Genomic DNA, 17,081 nt, shown 5'->3' with positions numbered 1-17,081 from the left:
CCTCCCGAAGACAACCCAGATCACCCTGACGAAAGGAACACCATGAGCAGCGCCAAAGCAGTGACCGACGCGTCCTTCGAGGCCGACGTCCTCAACTCCGACAAGACGATCCTCGTCGACTTCTGGGCCGAGTGGTGCGGCCCGTGCCGCGCCGTCTCGCCGATCCTCGACCAGATCGCCGCCGAGCACGGCGACAAGATCGAGATCGTCAAGCTCAACGTCGACGACAACCCGCAGACCGCCATGAAGTACCAGATCACCTCGATCCCGGCCATGAAGGTCTACCGCGGCGGCGAGGTCGTCAAGACCGTCATCGGCGCCAAGCCCAAGCCGGCCCTCGAGGCCGACCTGGCGGAGTTCATCGCGTAGTCGACGCCGACACCACGACGAGAGCCCGCCCAGCACACGCTGGGCGGGCTCTCGTCGTCCCCCGACCGCACGGGCATAGTCTTGACCGAATCACCCTCTGACAGAACAGGGACATCGATGAGCGACAAGGGCACCAACCTCGACCCGTGGTACGACTCGTACGCCGACCGTACGGCCGGCCTCAGCGCCTCCGAGGTCCGAGCCCTGTTCGCCGTCGCCTCGCGCCCCGAGGTCGTCTCGCTGGCCGGCGGCATGCCCTACGTCTCCGCCCTGCCCCGCGAGCTCGTCACCGGGGCCATCGACCGCGTCATGGCCGACGGGGGAGCGATGGCGATGCAGTACGGCAGCGGCCAGGGCACCCCGGCGATCCGCGAACACATCATGCAGATCATGGCGATGGAGGGCATCCGCGGCAGCGCCGACGACGTGGTCGTCACCACGGGCTCGCAGCAGGCCCTCGACCTCGTCACCCGCCTCTTCGTGAACCCGGGCGACGTCGTGCTCGCCGAGTCCCCGAGCTACGTCGGCGCCCTGGGGGTCTTCAAGGCGTACCAGGCCGACGTCGTGCACGTCCCGATGGACGAGCACGGGCTCGTACCCGAGGCGCTGCGTGAGGCCATCGCGACCGTCACGGCCCGCGGGGGGCGGATCAAGTTCCTGTACACGATCCCGAACTTCCACAACCCGGCCGGTGTGACCCTCACCTGGGCCCGCCGCGTCGAGATCCTCGAGATCTGCCGCTCGGCCGGCATCCTCGTCCTCGAGGACAACCCCTACGGGCTGCTCTACTTCGACCAGCCGGCCCCCCAGGCGATGCGCTCGATCGACGACGAGGGCGTCATCTACCTCGGCTCGTTCTCGAAGACGCTCGCGCCCGGCTTCCGGGTGGGGTGGGCACTGGCCCCGCACGCCATCCGCGAGAAGCTCATCCTCGCCAACGAGTCCGCCACGCTCTCGCCGAACTCGTTCGGGCAGTTCGTCATCACCGAGTACCTCGACCAGGCCGACTGGCGCGGTCAGATCGAGACCTTCCGTGACCTGTACCGCGAGCGGCGCGACGCGATGATCTCGGCGCTGGGGGAGTACCTGCCGTCGCTCACGTGGAACGTGCCCGACGGGGGCTTCTTCGTCTGGGTCGGGCTGCCGGCCGAACTCGACTCGAAGGCCATGCTGCCCCGGGCCGTCAAAGAGCTCGTGGCCTACACGCCCGGCACGGCGTTCTTCGCCGACGGCGACGGCCGGCAGAACATCCGTCTGTCGTTCTGCTACCCGACGCCCGAGTCGATCCGCACCGGCGTCGCCCGCCTGGCGAACGTCGTCAACGGCGAACTCGACCTGCTGCGCACGTTCTCGCCCGCGAGTCTGTCGAACCCGACCGCTCGCCCGCAGAGCGTCGTGGTCCCGCCACCGAACACCCACTGACCAGCATTTTCGCAGTCTTGCGGCTGTCCTGCCCGCGAGACCGGCCTCCGTCGTGACACAAGGAAGAGACCCCATGGCATCGAGTGAGCTGCGTACCGTCACCGTCCTCGCCGGAGGCATCTCGCACGAACGCGACGTCTCCCTCCGATCGGGGAGGCGCGTGGTCGACAGCCTCGTCACCCACGGCATCGAGGTCGAGCTCCGTGATCCCGACGCCTCGTTGCTCGGACATCTGACCGCGTCACGTCCTGACGTCGTGTGGCCGGCCCTGCACGGAGCGAGCGGCGAGGACGGAGCGCTGCGCGGTCTGCTCGAGGCGCTCGACGTCCCGTTCGTCGGCAGCACGGCGGCCGCGGCGCGGCTGGCCTGGGACAAGCCGACCGCGAAGGAGCTCGCCCGACGCGCCGGGGTCTCCACCCCGCGAGGCATCACCCTGTCGCACGACGCCTTCCGTGAACTCGGTGCCGTCAGCGTGTTGGCGGCCATCGCTGAGGAGCACCCGGCGCCGGTCGTCGTGAAGCCGGCGCGGGGTGGCTCGGCTCAAGGCGTCACGGTCGTCGACGACATCGGTGCGCTGCCGAGGGCCATGGTCGACGCCTACACGTACTGCGACGACGTCATCGTCGAGCAGAAGATCACGGGTACCGAGATCGCCGTCGGGGTCATCGACACCGGTGACGGCCCGCTCGCCCTCCCCGCGGTCGAGATCGTTCCCCGTCAGGGTTTCTACGGTTTTGAGGCTCGCTACAATGCGGGGGAGACCACGTTCTTCACCCCCGCACGGCTCGACGCCGCAGCCTCCGACGCTGCAGCCCGGGCCGCCGTGGCCGTCCACGAAACCCTCGGACTCCGCCACCTCTCGCGGGTCGACCTCATCGTCGACGCAGCCGGGACCCCGTGGTTCCTCGAGGTGAACGTGCTGCCCGGACTGACCGAGACGTCACTCGTCCCGATGGCTCTGGAGTCGGCCGGTTACGAACTGGGCATGTTCTACGCCGCCCTCGCCGAGAAGGCCGTCTCCGACCACCGTCGCTGACCGACGTCCGTGCCGCACGACGTTTCACGTGAAACGTCGGCCACCTCGCAGCCCTGACCACGAGCCTGCCACGTGTCGGACACCGCTGGGCCACAACCCCGTCCAACCATTCGTGGCGCGCGGGGTCGGTCAGTCTCAGCGATCTTGGCGACGATCTCGTGGGGGTCAACAGTGTATGGCGTGATCGTCGGGGACGCCAGGCGGTCATCGACCTCGTCCTCGTCGAACCGGTCATGATCAGGTCGATTGTCGACTACTGGGGACAGCGGCACAAGCTGAATGAGGGCCTTGATCCTCTGGCCCTGACATCCCACGATGGTCGTGCAAGTTCACGGTCGGTCGACCAACCCTGTGTGCGCCACGCGACTCGGTGAGGAGAGCAGTCTTTAGCACCGATCGACATCGTCCCCCTCTCTACTGGAGCCTTTGAGTAGCGAGGGAGAAGTGTGCGCGTTCAGCCTTCACCAAGCGGGGGAATCAATGCGCCGACCCCACGTCATGCCGAGGGCTTGGCCTTCAGCGCGCATGCCTACCCATCTGTTGTCCCGGATCGCGCCGACCACCGACCGGGCATGGCAGTCCACACCGAAAAGGGGGATTGTTTCACGTGAAACACCGACCCCGCGCGGTTGACGACGATGAGAGCCAGCCACAGAAACAACCGCCCCTGCTCTGAAGAGCAGGGGCGGTTGATGTTTCACGTAAAACCGTGGACCACAGGCCGAGCGAACGAGGAGTCAGTCCTCTTGCTCGTGTCCCAACTGGCCGAGGATGCGATTGAGATCCTGCATGGAGGCGAAGTCGATCGTGATCGACCCCTTGCGAGCACCCAAGGACACCTTCACCCGGGTCTCGAACCGGTCACCGAGGCTCTCGGCCACTTCGTCCAAGTGCGCCTGGTGCTTACCCGGGGTCGCCGTACGCGTCGACTTCGGCTTGGCGCTTCCGCCCGCGGCGATGGCCTCGGCTGCGCGGACGCTGAGGTCTTCGTTGACGATGCGATCCGCGAGTCGAGCCATTAGGACCGGGTCACCTGTGCTCAGGATGGCCCGGGCGTGGCCGGCCGTCAGGACGCCCGAGGCGACCCGACGCTGCACAGCCGCCGGCAGCCTCAACAGTCTCAAGGTGTTGGTGATCTGCGGACGGCTGCGGCCGATGCGGGTGGCCAACTCGTCCTGGGTGATTCCGAAATCGGCGAGAAGTTGCTGATAAGCGGACGCTTCTTCGAGTGGGTTCAGCTCGGCTCGGTGGAGGTTCTCGAGCAGCGCGTCGCGCAGCATCGCGTCGTCTGCCGTGTCTTTGACGATGGCGGGGATCGTCGCGAGACCCAGTTCTTTGGTCGCTCGGAGGCGTCGCTCGCCCATCACGAGCTCGTACTGTGCCGCCCCCTTGCCGCTCTTCTTGACGGGACGGACGACGATGGGCTGCAGCACACCCACTTCTCGGATGGACGTCACCAGCTCGGCGAGCTCTTCGGCGCGGAACTCGGCCCGCGGCTGCTGTGCGTTCGGGGTGATGTCCAACGGATTGAGGTTCGCCAGGCGAGCACCCGGCACGGCGATGAGCTCGTCGGCCGTCTGCTGTGCCGTCGGGAAGAAGACGTCGACCGGGCGGTCCTGGCTCTCGTCGGAGACGGGGATGAGGGCTCCGATGCCGCGCCCGAGTCCGGTTCGCTTGGTTGCCATTACTGGGGTGCTCCTCGACGTGCTAGTTCGGCGGCCGCCTCGAGGTACGAGATCGACCCGGGGGAGTTGGTGTCGTAGCTGATGACCGTCTGCCCGTAACCGGGGGCCTCGCTGATCCTGACCGACCGAGGAATCAGCGTGTTCAGTGCCTCATCAGGGAAATGCTCGCGAACGTCGGCGACGACCTGCTGAGCCAGGTTCGTGCGACCGTCGTACATCGTGAGCAGGATGCTCGACACCTTGAGCTTGGGATTCAGGTGCTTCTCGATGAGCTGGATGTTGCGCAGCAGCTGGCTCAGCCCTTCGAGTGCGTAGTACTCGCACTGGATGGGGATGAGTACCTCACTGGCGGCGACGAAGGCATTGATCGTGAGCAGTCCGAGAGACGGGGGGCAGTCGATGAAGACGTAGTCGTACCGCTCGCCGGCCTTCTCGGTGGCACTGAGGTACTCGGACAGCGCTCGGCTCAGCCGCTGCTCGCGAGCGACGAGCGAGACGAGTTCGATCTCGGCGCCGGCGAGGTGGATCGTGGCAGGGATGCAGAAGAGCGTGTCGAACTCGGGACTCTTCTGGACGACGTCGGCGACCTCGCCGTCGTTCACCACGACGTCGTAGACGCTCGGCGTCTCGGCCCGGTGTTCCACGCCGAGGGCCGTCGAGGCGTTGCCCTGGGGATCGAGATCGATGACCAACACCTTCGCCCCACTCCGTGCCAGAGCGGCCGAGAGGTTGACGGTGGTCGTGGTCTTGCCGACGCCACCCTTCTGGTTGGAGACGGTGATCACCCGTGTCGCGGCGGGCGACGGGAGGGGCTCGCGCGACAGGGCCTGCTTGCGTCGATTCAGATCGGCGAGCTCCCGTGCCAGGGGAGTGCTTCTGTCGTCGTCAGCCGAGGAACTCACTGAGGGGGTCTCCGTATCGCCATGTTTCACGTGAAACGACCTGCCCGGAGGTGTGACCACACCGCTCGGAAACGGCTCGGTGATCATCGGGGATCGAAGGCCGAGTCTATCGTCAGGCCCCGACAAAGACAGGGACCCGGCGTCCGTGTGCCCTGATGCGACCCTGCACCAGACCGTCGTCCCGGTTCAACTGGGAGAGAATAATGCCTGATCAGACGGTCCTGTGAGCCGGATCGACTAGATGGTCAGTCCAGTGTAGCGATGAAGACTCGAGTCGTCTCGTCGACGAGTCCGACGCCCAGCTCCCGAGCCTCGACGTCGATCAGGTGGTGGCGGGCGATGACCTTCCGCGCAGCGGCGATCTCGTCGTCGACCCGCGCGCCCTTCATCAACAGCAGTTGCCCGCCGGTCTTCACCAGCGGGGCGGTCAGCGGGATCAACTTCGACAGGGCCGACACGGCACGAGCCGTCGCCTGATCGAGCCAGCCATCCAGCTGCACGTCTTCGGCGCGGGCACGCACGACCTCGACGTTGTCGAGACCCATGCGCTCGGCTTCGGCCGTCAGCCAGTCGACTCGTCGCTCCATCGGCTCGATCAGGACGAGCGTCGCGTCCGGACGAGCAGCCGCGAGCACGAGGCCCGGCAGGCCGGCACCCGACCCGATGTCGCCGACGCGACCCGAGACCAGCAGGGGCGCCAGCAGCCCGCAGTTGATGACGTGGCGGGTCCAGAGACGCGGCAGCTCGAGCGGTCCGATCAGGCCGAGTTCTTCTCCGTGCTGGGCGAGGTCGGCGACGTAGCGACGCACGACGTCGAGACGGTCGCCGAAGATGGTCTCCGCCACGGCGGGTTCGACCTCGAGGGTCGACGTATCGGTCATGTCCGTGGGCTCAGGGACGTGTGATGACGGTGTGACGGTCGCGGCCTTCGCCCTCGGACTCCGAGGTGAAACCCCGCGCGGCCACGATGTCGTGGACGAGCTTGCGTTCGTAGGACGACATGGGCGGGAGAGCGGCCGACGAGGCGCCGTCCTCGAGCTTCGCGACGGCGACGTCCACCAGACGGCCGAGCTCGGTCTCACGGGTGGCGCGCGAGCCTCCGATGTCGAGGATGAGACGGGAGAACTCACCGGTCTTGGTCTGCACCGCGATGCGCGTCAGCTCTTGGAGGGCGTTGACCGTGTCGGGCTTCGACAGGACGCGCAGCTTCTGCTCGCCACTCGAGTCGACCGAGATGTAGGAGCGACCGCCGCGGACCTCGATGTCGATGTCGCCGTCGAAGTCGCAGATGTCGAGCAGTTCTTCGATGTAGTCGGCTGCGATGTCGCCCTCGTCGAGGACGTCGGCCGTGTCGTCCGAGGCGACCCGCGCCTCCTGGTCGTCGCTCGAGGCGACGACACCGTCGTTCTCGGCGGCGGGCTCGACGATGTCGGTCGTGGAGTCGTCAGAGGTCATTTCTTGGGGCCGTTCTGCTTCTTGGAGCGGTTCTTGCCGACGGGCTGGGTGCGCTGGGTCGTCTTCGGCACGGCGGGTGCCGACTCGATCTCGGTCACGGTGATGCTGGGCAGGCCCTTGCGCTGCTGCTTGCGTGCGAGGCGCTCTTCACGCGCCAGTGCCGCCTCGCTGCCGGGGGTGGGCATGTTGCGGATCACCAGGAACTGCTGGGCCATGGTCCAGACGTTGGAGGTGAGCCAGTAGAACATCACGCCCAAGGGGAACGACAGACCCGAGAAGACGAACACGAGGGGGAGGAAGTACAAGAGCATGCGCTGCTGCTTGAACATGGGGCTCGCCTTGGTCTCGGGCGACATGTTCTTCGAGACGATCTGCAGCTGGGTGATGAACTGGGACGCCGTCATGATGACCACCATGGCGCCGGCCATCAGGCGGACCTCCCAGGTGGTGGCGCCGAGGAAGGTCTCTTTCAGGGGAGCACCGAAGAGCGCCGACTCACCGAACGAGTTCGACAGCGCCGAGTTCAGCAGGCCGATGCCCACCTTCTCTTGCTGGGCGTTGTGCAGCACGGTGTAGAGGCTGAAGAAGATCGGCATCTGGATCAGCAGCGGCAGGCACGAGCTGAGCGGGTTGGTACCGGTGTCCTTGTAGAGCGCCATGGTCTCGCGCGACATCGCCTCGCGGCTGAACTGGTCGCGCTTGCCCTTGTACTTGTCCTGGATCTTCTTGAGCCGGGGCGCGATCTCCATCATGCGTCGCTGGCTCTTGATCTGCCGGACGAAGATCGGGATGAGGCAGGCCCGCACCACGAGGACCAGACCGACGATCGAGAGCACCCACGTGCTGCCGGCCGCGGTGTCCATGCCGAACGCCGTGAGGACGTTGTGGAAGCCGACGAGGATCGCCTCGACGACCCATCTCAGGGGCCAGAGGATGGTGCCGATGAAGTCCATGGTGTTCGGGTCAGCCCTTTCCGTGGCTCTGTGCGACGATGCGGCCCGCCCCGACGAGGTCGGGGGTGGTGGTGCCGGATCGCGGTGTCACGAAGCCGGACTTCGTGACGCGGTACTTCTGTGTACGGGGCTCGGGGACGTCGTCGACGCCTCCGGCTGCCCAGGGGTGACACCGGGCGATGCGCCAGCTGCCCATGGCCACGCCCCGCACCACGCCGTGCAGCTGGATGGCCTCGAGGGCGTATCTGGAACACGACGGGTAGTAGCGGCAGACGTCGCCGTAGAGCGGGGAGACGACGGCACGGTAAACGCGGAGCACGAGGACGCATGCGTTGCGGGGAAGCAACGCGACGAACTGCACCGCTCTTGTCACGCTTTCACGCCCCTGTCGACGACCTCGGAGATGTCCGACAGCAGGGTAGACCACGCAACGTCGGGGCTGCCTGGCAAGGCTCTGATCACGACGTCGAGCCCCCGGGGGAGTGTCGGCAGCATCTCGTGACAGACACCCTTGAGCCGGCGACGGACCGTGTTGCGGACGACCGCGTTGCCCACGGTCTTGGCCACGATGAAGCCGAACCGGACCAGGTCGTCGTCACGACGACGGACGTAGACGACCGAATGCGCCGTGCCCGACTTGCGGCCACGGCGCACGGTGGTTCGGTAGTCGTCTGCGCGGACGATCCGGTTGGCCCGGGCCAACACGGAGGTGGCTACGCCGAGAGCTCGGTGCGGCCCTTGCCACGACGGGCGGCGAGGATGGCGCGACCGGCGCGGGTGCGCATGCGGGCACGGAAACCGTGCTTCTTGGCGCGACGACGGTTGTTCGGCTGGAACGTTCTCTTGCTCATGGTGGTCCTCCAGGAAAGCGGACCAGGCCTGTTGCCACGATCCGAGAAGTCTTGTACAGCCAACGCGGCTGAAATCAACTGATTAAAAGTACGCGTGATCGGAGCCGTGGTCAAACGGCGTCTTCTGGAGGCGCTTGTCCACAGTGTTGAAAACTCCGGTTGCGGACTCCACACCCGGTCGAACTAAGGTGGGTACTTCTCGCGGTACTTCCGCGTGACGACGGGGAACACGCAGCGATCCCGGCCCGAACGGCGCCAACCGATCGGTGGAGAAAGCTGTGCATAACTTGTCCCGCACTCGTACCCTTCGAACACCGGCGGGTGAACGCGACCCGCACGCGGAGGCGGCCGGATCCGTCCGCTGCCGAACCGCGAGAAAGAGACTCCCAGTGGCGCACACCGTCGACCCGGTCCAGGACCTGTGGCGTTCCGTCCTCGCGACGCTGACGACCGACGACCGCATCACGCCGCAGCTGCACGGCTTCATCAGCCTCGTGGAGCCCAAGGGCGTGCTGGGCGGCACCCTCTACCTCGAAGTGCCCAACGACCTGACCCGGGGCATGCTCGAACAACGGATCCGTGAGCCGCTGCTCGAGTCCATCGCGGGGCTGGGCGACACCACGGTCTCGAGCTTCGCCATCACCGTCAACCCCGACATCACCCCCGACACCCTCACCCAGCAGGTCGAGCAGTCGGAGCCGGTCCACTACATCGAGGCGCCCTTCGTGCCGGCGCCGGTCGAGACGAGCGCGAGCGGCAAGCGCAACGACTCCCGACTGAACCCGAAGTACAGCTTCGACAACTTCGTCATCGGCGCGTCGAACCGGTTCGCCCACGCCGCGGCCGTCGCCGTCGCCGAGGCTCCGGCGAAGGCCTACAACCCGCTCTTCGTCTACGGCGAGTCGGGGCTGGGCAAGACCCACCTGCTGCACGCCATCGGCCACTACGCCGAGACGATGTACCCGGGGATCCGCGTCCGGTACGTCAGCAGCGAAGAGTTCACGAACGACTTCATCAACTCGATCGCCAACAACCGGTCGAGCCTCTTCCAGCAGAGGTACCGCGAGATCGACATCCTGCTGATCGACGACATCCAGTTCCTGCAGGGCAAGGACAGCACCCAAGAGGCGTTCTTCCACACCTTCAACACCCTGCACGACCACGACAAGCAGCTGGTGATCACCAGCGACCTGCCGCCCAAGCACCTCACCGGCTTCGAGGACCGCATGCGGTCACGCTTCGAGTGGGGCCTGATCACCGACGTGCAGGCTCCCGACCTCGAGACCCGCATCGCCATCCTGCGCAAGAAGGCCCAGAGCGAGAAGCTGCAGATCCGCGACGAGGTCCTCGAGTTCATCGCGACCAAGGTGTCGAGCAACATCCGCGAACTCGAAGGCACCCTCATCAGGGTCACGGCCTTCGCCAGCCTCAACCGGACCGCCGTCGACCTCGCCCTCGTGCAGACCGTCCTGAAGGACCTCATCACGCTCGACGAGGACAACATCATCGCGCCGGTCGACATCATCAACCACACGGCGGACTACTTCAAGCTCACGGTCGACGACCTGTACGGGTCGTCCCGCTCGCAGGCGATCGCCACCGCCCGACAGATCGCCATGTACCTGTGCCGCGAACTCACGAGCCTGTCGCTGCCCAAGATCGGTCAGCTGTTCGGCAACCGCGACCACACGACGGTCATGTACGCCAACAAGAAGATCAGCGAGCTGATGAAGGAACGCCGGTCGATCTACAACCAGGTGACCGAGCTGACCAGCCGCATCAAACAGGACACCCGCTACAAGTGACGGGTCGACGGGCCAGGCCGGCTCGTCCGCCACGACCGTCCCGTCCGGGCGCCGACCACGTGTCGGCGCCCGTTCGTCGTTCCAGGGGGCACCGGACGCGTCTCGACGGGCACTGTGGAGGCACGTTCCACACAGTGTGGATAACTTGTGGAAACTCGTGGATAACCTCGACGACGTTGTTCACGGATCCGGGGGACCTGTGGGATCCCACTCGACGCCCACGACCGACCACCAGGATTCTTGTCATTCCGTTCCACACCCCGTCCACAAGTCACACGCGTGTAGTTCCGTGGAGCCACGGGGTTTTAAACAGGTTATCCACACTGTGCACAACGGTTAAGACTGTTAATCCTGGTTACAAGAAATTGATGGAGAGACAACCTTGTGGATCGATCCGGGCCCTGGCCCTCGGCTTTCGCCCACCGGAAGGGCGGACCCCGATGCTGTGCCACTATTAACCGGCCATCCACGAGAGCGAAGTCGATAGGGGTCCCCGCGTGAAGTTCCAGGTCAACCGTGACGTCTTCAGCGATGCGGTCTCCTTCGCCGTCAAGCTGCTGCCCCAGCGCACCACCTTGCCGATCCTCAGCGGTGTGCTGATCGAGGCCGACGCCGACGGACTGACCCTGTCCTCCTTCGACTACGAGGTCTCGGCCCAGACGAGCATCCCCGCCGAGATCGACGAACCGGGGACGATCCTGGTCTCGGGCCGACTCCTCGCCGACATCGCCAGCCGTCTGCCGAACGCACCGGTCACCTTCTCCACAGAAGAGAACCGCATCGCCGTCAGCTGCGGATCCGCGAACTTCTCCCTGCTGAGCATGCCGGTCGAGGAGTACCCGACCCTGCCCACCGTCGGTGACCGCTCGGGTGTCGTCCCCGGCGACTCCTTCGCCCTCGCGGTCTCCCAGGTCGCGGTCGCCGCGTCCCGCGACGACGTCACCCCGGTCATCACCGGCGTCCAGCTCGAGGTCAGCGAGAACGCTCTGTCGCTGGTCGCCACGGACCGCTATCGAGTCGCCGTCCGTGGCATCGAGTTCGATCCCGGCACCGTGGCCAGCACGACCACGACGACCGCTCTCGTCCCGGCACGCACCCTGCAAGAGGTCGGCAAGACCTTCGGCAACGCCGGCACCGTCTCGGTCTCGATCACCGGATCCGACGAACGCGAGCTCATCGCGTTCCAGGCGGACAACAAGACCGTCACCTCGTTGCTCATCAAGGGGAACTTCCCCCCGGTGAAGCGTCTCTTCCCCGACACCGTCGAGAACTACGCCGTGCTCAACACGGCCGAACTCGTCGAGTCGGTCCGCCGCGTCTCGCTCGTGCTCGAGCGCGAGGCGGCACTCAGGTTCACGTTCACGATCGACGGCCTCACCCTCGAGGCCATCGGAAGCGAACAAGCGCAGGCGTCAGAGTCGATCGATGCGTTGTTGACGGGAGAGGACACGGTGGTCTCGTTGAAACCGCAGTTCCTCCTCGACGGTCTCGGAGCGGTTCATTCCGAGTTCGTCCGCATCTCCTTCACCAAGACGGAGAACCCGAACAAGCCCGGTCCCGTGCTGATCACGAGTCAGTCCTCGAGGGACCAGGCCGGTGCTGACAGCTACAAGTACCTGCTGCAGCCCAACCTCCTCCTGCGCTAAAAGCGCTCTGCACGCAACGGTGCCGCCTCCGGGCCCCACCGCCACGAACAAAGGATCCTCATGCACATCGGCCTCGTCGGTCTCGGCAAAATGGGCAACAACATGCGCGCCCGCCTGCGCGACAACGGCATCGAGGTGACCGGTTACGACGCGAACCCCGCCGTCTCCGACGTCGCCAGCCTCGCCGAGCTCGCCACCACGCTCCCCGCCCCCCGCATCGTCTGGGTCATGGTGCCCGCGGGCGACATCACCGCCGGCGTCATCGAAGAGCTCTCGAAGGAGCTCTCCGAGGGCGACCTGGTCATCGACGGTGGCAACTCGAAGTTCACCAGCGACTTCGCCAACGAGAAGCTCCTCGGCGGCAAGGGCATCAAGTACGTCGACGCCGGCGTCTCGGGCGGCGTCTGGGGCAAGGACAACGGCTACGGCCTCATGGTCGGCGGTTCCGCCGAGAACGTCGCCCTGGCGCAGCCGATCTTCGACGCTCTGCGTCCCGAAGGTCCCCGCGAAGAGGGCTTCGTCCACGCCGGTGACACCGGTGCGGGTCACTACGCCAAGATGGTCCACAACGGCATCGAGTACGCGATCATGCAGGCCTACGGCGAGGGCTACGAACTGCTCGAGGCCCGCAGCGACCTGATCAAGGACGTCACCGGCACCTTCAAGGCTTGGCAGCGCGGCACCGTCGTTCGCTCCTGGCTGCTCGAGCTCATGGTCCTCGCCCTCGAGGCCGACCCCAAGCTCGCCGAGATCTCGGGCTACGTCGAAGACAGCGGCGAGGGCCGCTGGACCCTCGAAGAGGCGATCAACCACGCCGTCCCCATGCCGACGATCAGCGCCTCGATCTTCGCGCGCTTCGTCTCGCGTCAGGGCGAGGGTTCGCCGACCATGAAGGCCGTCGCCGCACTGCGCAACCAGTTCGGCGGCCACGCCGTCAAGAAGGCCTAGCGCCTCCACCGGCCCGCGTGCGAGTACTGCATCTCAGCCTGACGGACTTCCGCAACTACACGTCTGCCGAAGTCAGCCTCGCGCGCGGGCCGAACCTCTTCGTCGGCAGCAACGGCCAGGGGAAGACGAACCTGGTCGAATCCCTCGGCTACCTGTCGAGTCTCGGATCCCACAGGGTGTCGTCCGACTCAGCGCTCATCCGCCAAGGGTGCGATTCTGCCGTCGTCCGGGCCCGGTTGCTCGCCGACGACCGCGAACTCCTGGCCGAGGTGCAGATCAACCGGTCGTCGCCGAACCGGGCGCAGGTCAACCGTGGCGCCATCAAGCCTCGCGAGTTGCCGCGTTACTTCACGAGCGTCCTCTTCGCTCCCGAAGACCTGGCGCTCGTCCGGGGCGAGCCCTCCGGTCGACGACGCTTCCTCGACGAGCTCCTGGTGGCCCGGTCGCCCCGGTTCGCCGGCGTTCAGACCGACTACGACCGGGTGCTCAAGCAACGCAACACGCTCCTGAAGTCGGCCCGCGCCTCCGGGGTGAAGGCCGGTCAGCTCGGCACGCTCGACATCTGGGACGAACGCCTCGTGGCCCTCGGCAGCGAACTCGTGGTCGCGCGCGACCGGCTTGCGGCCGACCTGGCCCCCGAGGTGGCTCGTGCCTATGCGGCAGTGGCCGGCGCGGACCACGCCGCGCGGTTGTCGACGGTGCTCAGCATCCGCGGCGCGGCGCCCGACGACGAGACGACCGCAGCCGAGGGTCCGACCGAGTCGATCCCCGCCGACGAGGTGCCCGAGGTCTTCCGCCAGGCGCTGGCCCGCGTCCGACCGACCGAGCTCGAGCGCGGCCTGACGCTCGTCGGACCGCACCGCGACGACCTGTTCCTCTCGCTCAACGGCCTCCCCGCGCGTGGATACGCGAGCCACGGCGAGTCCTGGTCGTTCGCCCTGGCGCTCAAACTGGCCTCGGCCGCGGTGGTGCGGGTCGACTCGCCGACGGGCGACCCGGTGATCGTGCTCGACGACGTCTTCGCCGAGCTCGACGGATCCCGTCGCGAACGCCTGGCCGACGCGGTCGCCGGCTACGAGCAGGTGCTGATCACGGCGGCGGTCGAGGGTGACGTCCCCTCACGGCTCAAGGCCCACACGGTCCGCATCGCCAAGGGGACGATCGTCGACGACGCCCCCGTCGCCGACGGCCCGGGAGCCGACGCCGTCGCCCCCGTCGCCGTCGCCGACGGGCCCCGCGAGGCCGACACCGAGGAGGCGCGGTGAGCGTCGACGACGCACCGCAGCCTCCGGCGCCCACGCCACCCGCGCCTCCTGAACCCGAGGCGCAGCCCGACAGCGAGGCCCAACGGGTCTACCTGCGGTTCCGCCGCGTGTTCGGCGACCCCAACTCGCGGTCGCGCGACGCCCGGAAGCGCAAGTCGATCAAGCTGGGCTCACCGAGCCAGCCGTTCGGCACCGGACGCGAGCCCCGGGGCATCGCCGACGTGCTGTCGGCCGTCACCAACGAACTCGGCTGGAACAGCCCGTTGGCGCAGTCCGAGCTGATGACCGCCTGGCCCGACATGGTGGGCACAGAGCTGGCCGCTCACTCGGATCCGGTCTCGATCGACGACGGCACGTTGACCGTGCAGTGCGACTCGACGGCCTGGGCGACCCAGCTGCGCCTGATGCGCACACAGGTCACGACGACCATCGTGCAGAGGTACCCGGACGCCGGCATCCAGTCGGTGCGTTTTCTGGCACCCAACGCCCCGACCTGGAAACGCGGCCCCAGATCGGTTCCAGGGCGCGGCCCTCGCGATACTTATGGTTGACGAGGGTGAATCGTCCAAGTGCGATGGGAAAATCCGTCTGAGGGCGGATTTCGCCCCGCGACGGACAGGCCTGCGGTAGACTCGGAAGGTCGTCCGGGGGCCGCTCAGACAGCGGTCGCGACCGGTCGGCACACCTTCGTCCCGTCCGGCAGGAGCCCCTACGCACATGTCAGCTGATCCCACCGACGCCCAGCCCGACGACACCTACGGCGCCAGTGCGATCCAGGTCCTCGAGGGTCTCGAGGCCGTGCGCAAGCGTCCCGGCATGTACATCGGCTCGACCGGCCCGCGTGGTCTGCACCACCTGGTCTACGAGATCGTCGACAACTCCGTAGACGAAGCCCTCGCGGGCCACTGTGACCACATCGAGATCACCATGCGCGAGGACGGCGGCGTGCGCGTCGTCGACAACGGCCGCGGCATCCCGGTCGACGTGCACCCCGTCGAGGGCCGGTCGACCGTCGAGGTCGTCCTGACCGTGCTGCACGCCGGTGGCAAGTTCGGCGGCGGCGGTTACGCGGTGTCGGGTGGTCTGCACGGCGTCGGCAGCTCGGTCGTGAACGCACTGTCCAGCGAGCTCGACGTCGAGGTCCGCCGACAGGGCAACGTCTACCGCCAGAGCTTCACCGACGGCGTGCCTGTCGCACCCTTGGCCAAAGGCGAAGAAGACGACACGACCGGCACGACGATCACCTTCTGGCCCAACGCCGAGATCTTCGAGACCGTCGAGTTCGACTACGAGACGCTGCGCACGCGGTTCCAGCAGATGGCCTTCCTGAACAAGGGCCTGCGCATCGAGCTCAGCGACGAGCGCGTGCAAGAAGACGACGCCGAGCCGCGTCACGACGTCTTCCACTACGAGAAGGGTCTCGTCGACTACGTCGAGTACCTCAACACGACCAAGAAGGTCGAGACCGTCCACGACGACATCATCGCCTTCGAGCAAGAAGACACCGAGAAGAAGATCTCGCTCGAGGTCGCGATGCAATGGAACACCTCGTACCAAGAGAGCGTCCACACCTACGCGAACACGATCAACACGCACGAGGGCGGCACCCACGAAGAGGGCTTCCGTGCAGCGCTCACCACGCTGATCAACCGTTACGCGCGCGAGAAGAACTTCCTCAAGGAGAAAGACGACAACCTGTCGGGCGACGACGTCCGTGAAGGCCTGACCGCCGTCATCTCGATCAAGCTCGGCGAGCCGCAGTTCGAGGGCCAGACGAAGACCAAGCTCGGCAACACCGAGGCCAAGTCCTTCGTGCAGAAGGTCGCCGGCTCGCAGCTGAACGACTGGTTCGACCGCAACCCCAAGCAGGCCGCCGAGATCGTCCGCAAGGGCATCCTCGCGTCGCAGGCCCGTCTCGCCGCGCGCAAGGCGCGTGAGCAGACGCGCCGCAAGGGCGTGCTCGAGTCGAACGGCATGCCCGGCAAGCTCAAGGACTGCCAGAGCAAAGACCCCTCGCGCAGCGAGATCTTCATCGTCGAGGGCGACTCGGCCGGCGGCTCGGCGGTGCAGGGGCGCAACCCCGAGACCCAGGCGATCCTGCCCCTGCGCGGCAAGATCCTCAACGTCGAGAAGGCCCGTCTCGACCGTGCCCTCGGCAACAACGAGGTGCAGGCCATGATCAAGGCCTTCGGCGCCGACATCGGAGAAGACTTCGACCCCGACAAGGCGAGGTACCACAAGATCGTCCTGATGGCCGACGCCGACGTCGACGGCCAGCACATCACGACGCTGCTGCTCACCCTGCTCTTCCGCTACATGCGCCCGCTGATCGACCTCGGTTACGTCTACCTGGCGCAGCCGCCGCTCTACAAGCTCAAGTGGAGCAACGCCGCCCACGAGTACGTGTACAGCGACGCCGAGCGTGACGCGGTGCTCGTCTCGGGGCGCGCGGCCGGCAAGCGCATCCCGAAAGAGAACGCGATCCAGCGCTACAAGGGCCTCGGCGAGATGGATTACAAAGAGCTGTGGGAGACCACGATGGACCCCGACACCCGCACGCTGCTGCAGGTGACCCTCGAGGACGCCGTGGCCGCCGACACCATCTTCGACACCCTGATGGGCGAGAACGTCGAATCGCGCCGCAACTTCATCCAGCAGAACGCGAAAGACGTCCGCTTCCTCGACATCTGATGCGCGCCTCCGGCTGACCCGGAGCACGCCCGCGCCCCGACGAGCACCACGGG

17 protein-coding genes are annotated in these 17,081 nt (G+C 66.6%); 9 read left to right on the top strand and 8 right to left on the bottom strand.

The genetic code is table 11. The annotated features are described in order from the left end of the window. Positions 1-42 precede the first annotated feature (42 nt). The 3 genes from trxA to BIV04_RS15690 all read left to right on the top strand — a co-directional run bounded on the left by trxA (position 43) and on the right by BIV04_RS15690 (position 2,827). Positions 43-369: a thioredoxin gene (gene trxA / locus BIV04_RS15700; RefSeq protein ID WP_043595317.1), complete on the top strand. Its 327-nt coding sequence runs from the start codon at positions 43-45 to the stop codon at positions 367-369. A 117-nt stretch (positions 370-486) separates the two neighbouring features. Further along, a complete protein-coding gene (locus tag BIV04_RS15695) occupies positions 487-1,791 on the top strand; it encodes a PLP-dependent aminotransferase family protein (protein ID WP_071257490.1) in 1,305 nt (434 codons plus the stop codon). A gap of 73 nt (positions 1,792-1,864) precedes the next feature. Beyond that, positions 1,865-2,827, top strand: a complete 963-nt coding sequence (locus BIV04_RS15690; protein WP_071257488.1) for a D-alanine--D-alanine ligase — start codon at positions 1,865-1,867, stop codon at positions 2,825-2,827. 737 nt (positions 2,828-3,564) lie between these two features. On the opposite strand, the gene BIV04_RS15685 is transcribed toward BIV04_RS15690, so the two are convergent. The 8 genes from BIV04_RS15685 to rpmH all read right to left on the bottom strand — a co-directional run bounded on the left by BIV04_RS15685 (position 3,565) and on the right by rpmH (position 8,673). After that, positions 3,565-4,512 carry a ParB/RepB/Spo0J family partition protein gene (locus BIV04_RS15685; RefSeq protein ID WP_071257486.1) on the bottom strand — a complete coding sequence of 316 codons (948 nt, stop codon included), beginning with the start codon at positions 4,510-4,512 and terminating at the stop codon, positions 3,565-3,567. Beyond that, positions 4,512-5,444: a ParA family protein gene (locus tag BIV04_RS15680; protein ID WP_054145722.1), complete on the bottom strand. Its 933-nt coding sequence runs from the start codon at positions 5,442-5,444 to the stop codon at positions 4,512-4,514. The genes BIV04_RS15685 and BIV04_RS15680 overlap by 1 nt, the downstream gene beginning before the upstream one ends. Before the next feature lie 215 nt (positions 5,445-5,659). After that, positions 5,660-6,295, bottom strand: coding sequence for a 16S rRNA (guanine(527)-N(7))-methyltransferase RsmG (rsmG, locus tag BIV04_RS15675; protein ID WP_071257484.1), 636 nt, complete (start codon positions 6,293-6,295; stop codon positions 5,660-5,662). Positions 6,296-6,305: 10 nt separating this feature from the next. Next, positions 6,306-6,869: a R3H domain-containing nucleic acid-binding protein gene (locus BIV04_RS15670; RefSeq protein WP_083396529.1), complete on the bottom strand. Its 564-nt coding sequence runs from the start codon at positions 6,867-6,869 to the stop codon at positions 6,306-6,308. Next, positions 6,866-7,822: a membrane protein insertase YidC gene (yidC, locus tag BIV04_RS15665; RefSeq protein WP_043595308.1), complete on the bottom strand. Its 957-nt coding sequence runs from the start codon at positions 7,820-7,822 to the stop codon at positions 6,866-6,868. Before yidC ends, BIV04_RS15670 begins: the two co-directional genes overlap by 4 nt. Positions 7,823-7,832: 10 nt before the next feature. Then, positions 7,833-8,195 (bottom strand): membrane protein insertion efficiency factor YidD, encoded by a 363-nt coding sequence (gene yidD / locus BIV04_RS15660; protein ID WP_071257481.1) that lies wholly within the window; start codon positions 8,193-8,195, stop codon positions 7,833-7,835. Then, positions 8,192-8,527 (bottom strand): ribonuclease P protein component, encoded by a 336-nt coding sequence (rnpA, locus tag BIV04_RS15655; protein ID WP_043595305.1) that lies wholly within the window; start codon positions 8,525-8,527, stop codon positions 8,192-8,194. The genes yidD and rnpA overlap by 4 nt, the downstream gene beginning before the upstream one ends. 8 nt (positions 8,528-8,535) lie before the next feature. After that, complete coding sequence (rpmH, locus tag BIV04_RS15650; RefSeq protein ID WP_043595303.1) at positions 8,536-8,673, bottom strand: 50S ribosomal protein L34; 138 nt, start codon at positions 8,671-8,673, stop codon at positions 8,536-8,538. Between the two features lie 389 nt (positions 8,674-9,062). Here rpmH and dnaA point away from each other — a divergent pair, with 389 nt between their 5' ends. The 6 genes from dnaA (at position 9,063) to gyrB (ending at position 17,028) form a co-directional block, all read left to right on the top strand. Beyond that, positions 9,063-10,478: a chromosomal replication initiator protein DnaA gene (gene dnaA, locus BIV04_RS15645; protein WP_043595301.1), complete on the top strand. Its 1,416-nt coding sequence runs from the start codon at positions 9,063-9,065 to the stop codon at positions 10,476-10,478. Between the two features lie 497 nt (positions 10,479-10,975). Further along, a complete protein-coding gene (gene dnaN / locus BIV04_RS15640; protein WP_071257479.1) occupies positions 10,976-12,124 on the top strand; it encodes a DNA polymerase III subunit beta in 1,149 nt (382 codons plus the stop codon). A gap of 60 nt (positions 12,125-12,184) precedes the next feature. After that, a complete protein-coding gene (gnd, locus tag BIV04_RS15635) occupies positions 12,185-13,072 on the top strand; it encodes a phosphogluconate dehydrogenase (NAD(+)-dependent, decarboxylating) (protein WP_055975773.1) in 888 nt (295 codons plus the stop codon). A 17-nt stretch (positions 13,073-13,089) separates the two neighbouring features. After that, the gene (gene recF, locus BIV04_RS15630) at positions 13,090-14,337 is read left to right on the top strand and encodes a DNA replication/repair protein RecF (RefSeq protein ID WP_071257477.1); all 1,248 of its coding nucleotides are present in this window, start codon (positions 13,090-13,092) and stop codon (positions 14,335-14,337) included. After that, entirely contained in the window at positions 14,334-14,888 is a 555-nt protein-coding gene (locus tag BIV04_RS15625) for a DUF721 domain-containing protein (protein WP_083396528.1), read from the top strand. Before recF ends, BIV04_RS15625 begins: the two co-directional genes overlap by 4 nt. A 166-nt stretch (positions 14,889-15,054) precedes the next feature. Continuing rightward, on the top strand, positions 15,055-17,028 hold the full coding sequence (gyrB, locus tag BIV04_RS15620; RefSeq protein ID WP_071257475.1) for a DNA topoisomerase (ATP-hydrolyzing) subunit B: 1,974 nt from the start codon (positions 15,055-15,057) through the stop codon (positions 17,026-17,028). Positions 17,029-17,081: the final 53 nt, after the last annotated feature.

Origin of the sequence: Frigoribacterium sp. MCBA15_019 (assembly GCF_001864945.1) — a bacterium.
In the GTDB taxonomy this organism is placed as follows: domain Bacteria; phylum Actinomycetota; class Actinomycetes; order Actinomycetales; family Microbacteriaceae; genus Frigoribacterium.
This window is presented reverse-complemented; position numbering and strand designations above follow the sequence as displayed.

Excerpts from the sequence above, each read along its gene's own strand:
- trxA (WP_043595317.1), top strand. The coding sequence starts at position 43 with ATGAGCAGCGCCAAAGCAGTGACCGACGCGTCCTTCGAGGCCGACGTC.
- BIV04_RS15695 (WP_071257490.1), top strand. The coding sequence starts at position 487 with ATGAGCGACAAGGGCACCAACCTCGACCCGTGGTACGACTCGTACGCC.
- BIV04_RS15690 (WP_071257488.1), top strand. The coding sequence starts at position 1,865 with ATGGCATCGAGTGAGCTGCGTACCGTCACCGTCCTCGCCGGAGGCATC.
- BIV04_RS15685 (WP_071257486.1), bottom strand. The coding sequence starts at position 4,512 with ATGGCAACCAAGCGAACCGGACTCGGGCGCGGCATCGGAGCCCTCATC.
- rsmG (WP_071257484.1), bottom strand. The coding sequence starts at position 6,295 with ATGACCGATACGTCGACCCTCGAGGTCGAACCCGCCGTGGCGGAGACC.
- BIV04_RS15670 (WP_083396529.1), bottom strand. The coding sequence starts at position 6,869 with ATGACCTCTGACGACTCCACGACCGACATCGTCGAGCCCGCCGCCGAG.
- yidC (WP_043595308.1), bottom strand. The coding sequence starts at position 7,822 with ATGGACTTCATCGGCACCATCCTCTGGCCCCTGAGATGGGTCGTCGAG.
- rpmH (WP_043595303.1), bottom strand. The coding sequence starts at position 8,673 with ATGAGCAAGAGAACGTTCCAGCCGAACAACCGTCGTCGCGCCAAGAAG.
- gnd (WP_055975773.1), top strand. The coding sequence starts at position 12,185 with ATGCACATCGGCCTCGTCGGTCTCGGCAAAATGGGCAACAACATGCGC.
- gyrB (WP_071257475.1), top strand. The coding sequence starts at position 15,055 with ATGTCAGCTGATCCCACCGACGCCCAGCCCGACGACACCTACGGCGCC.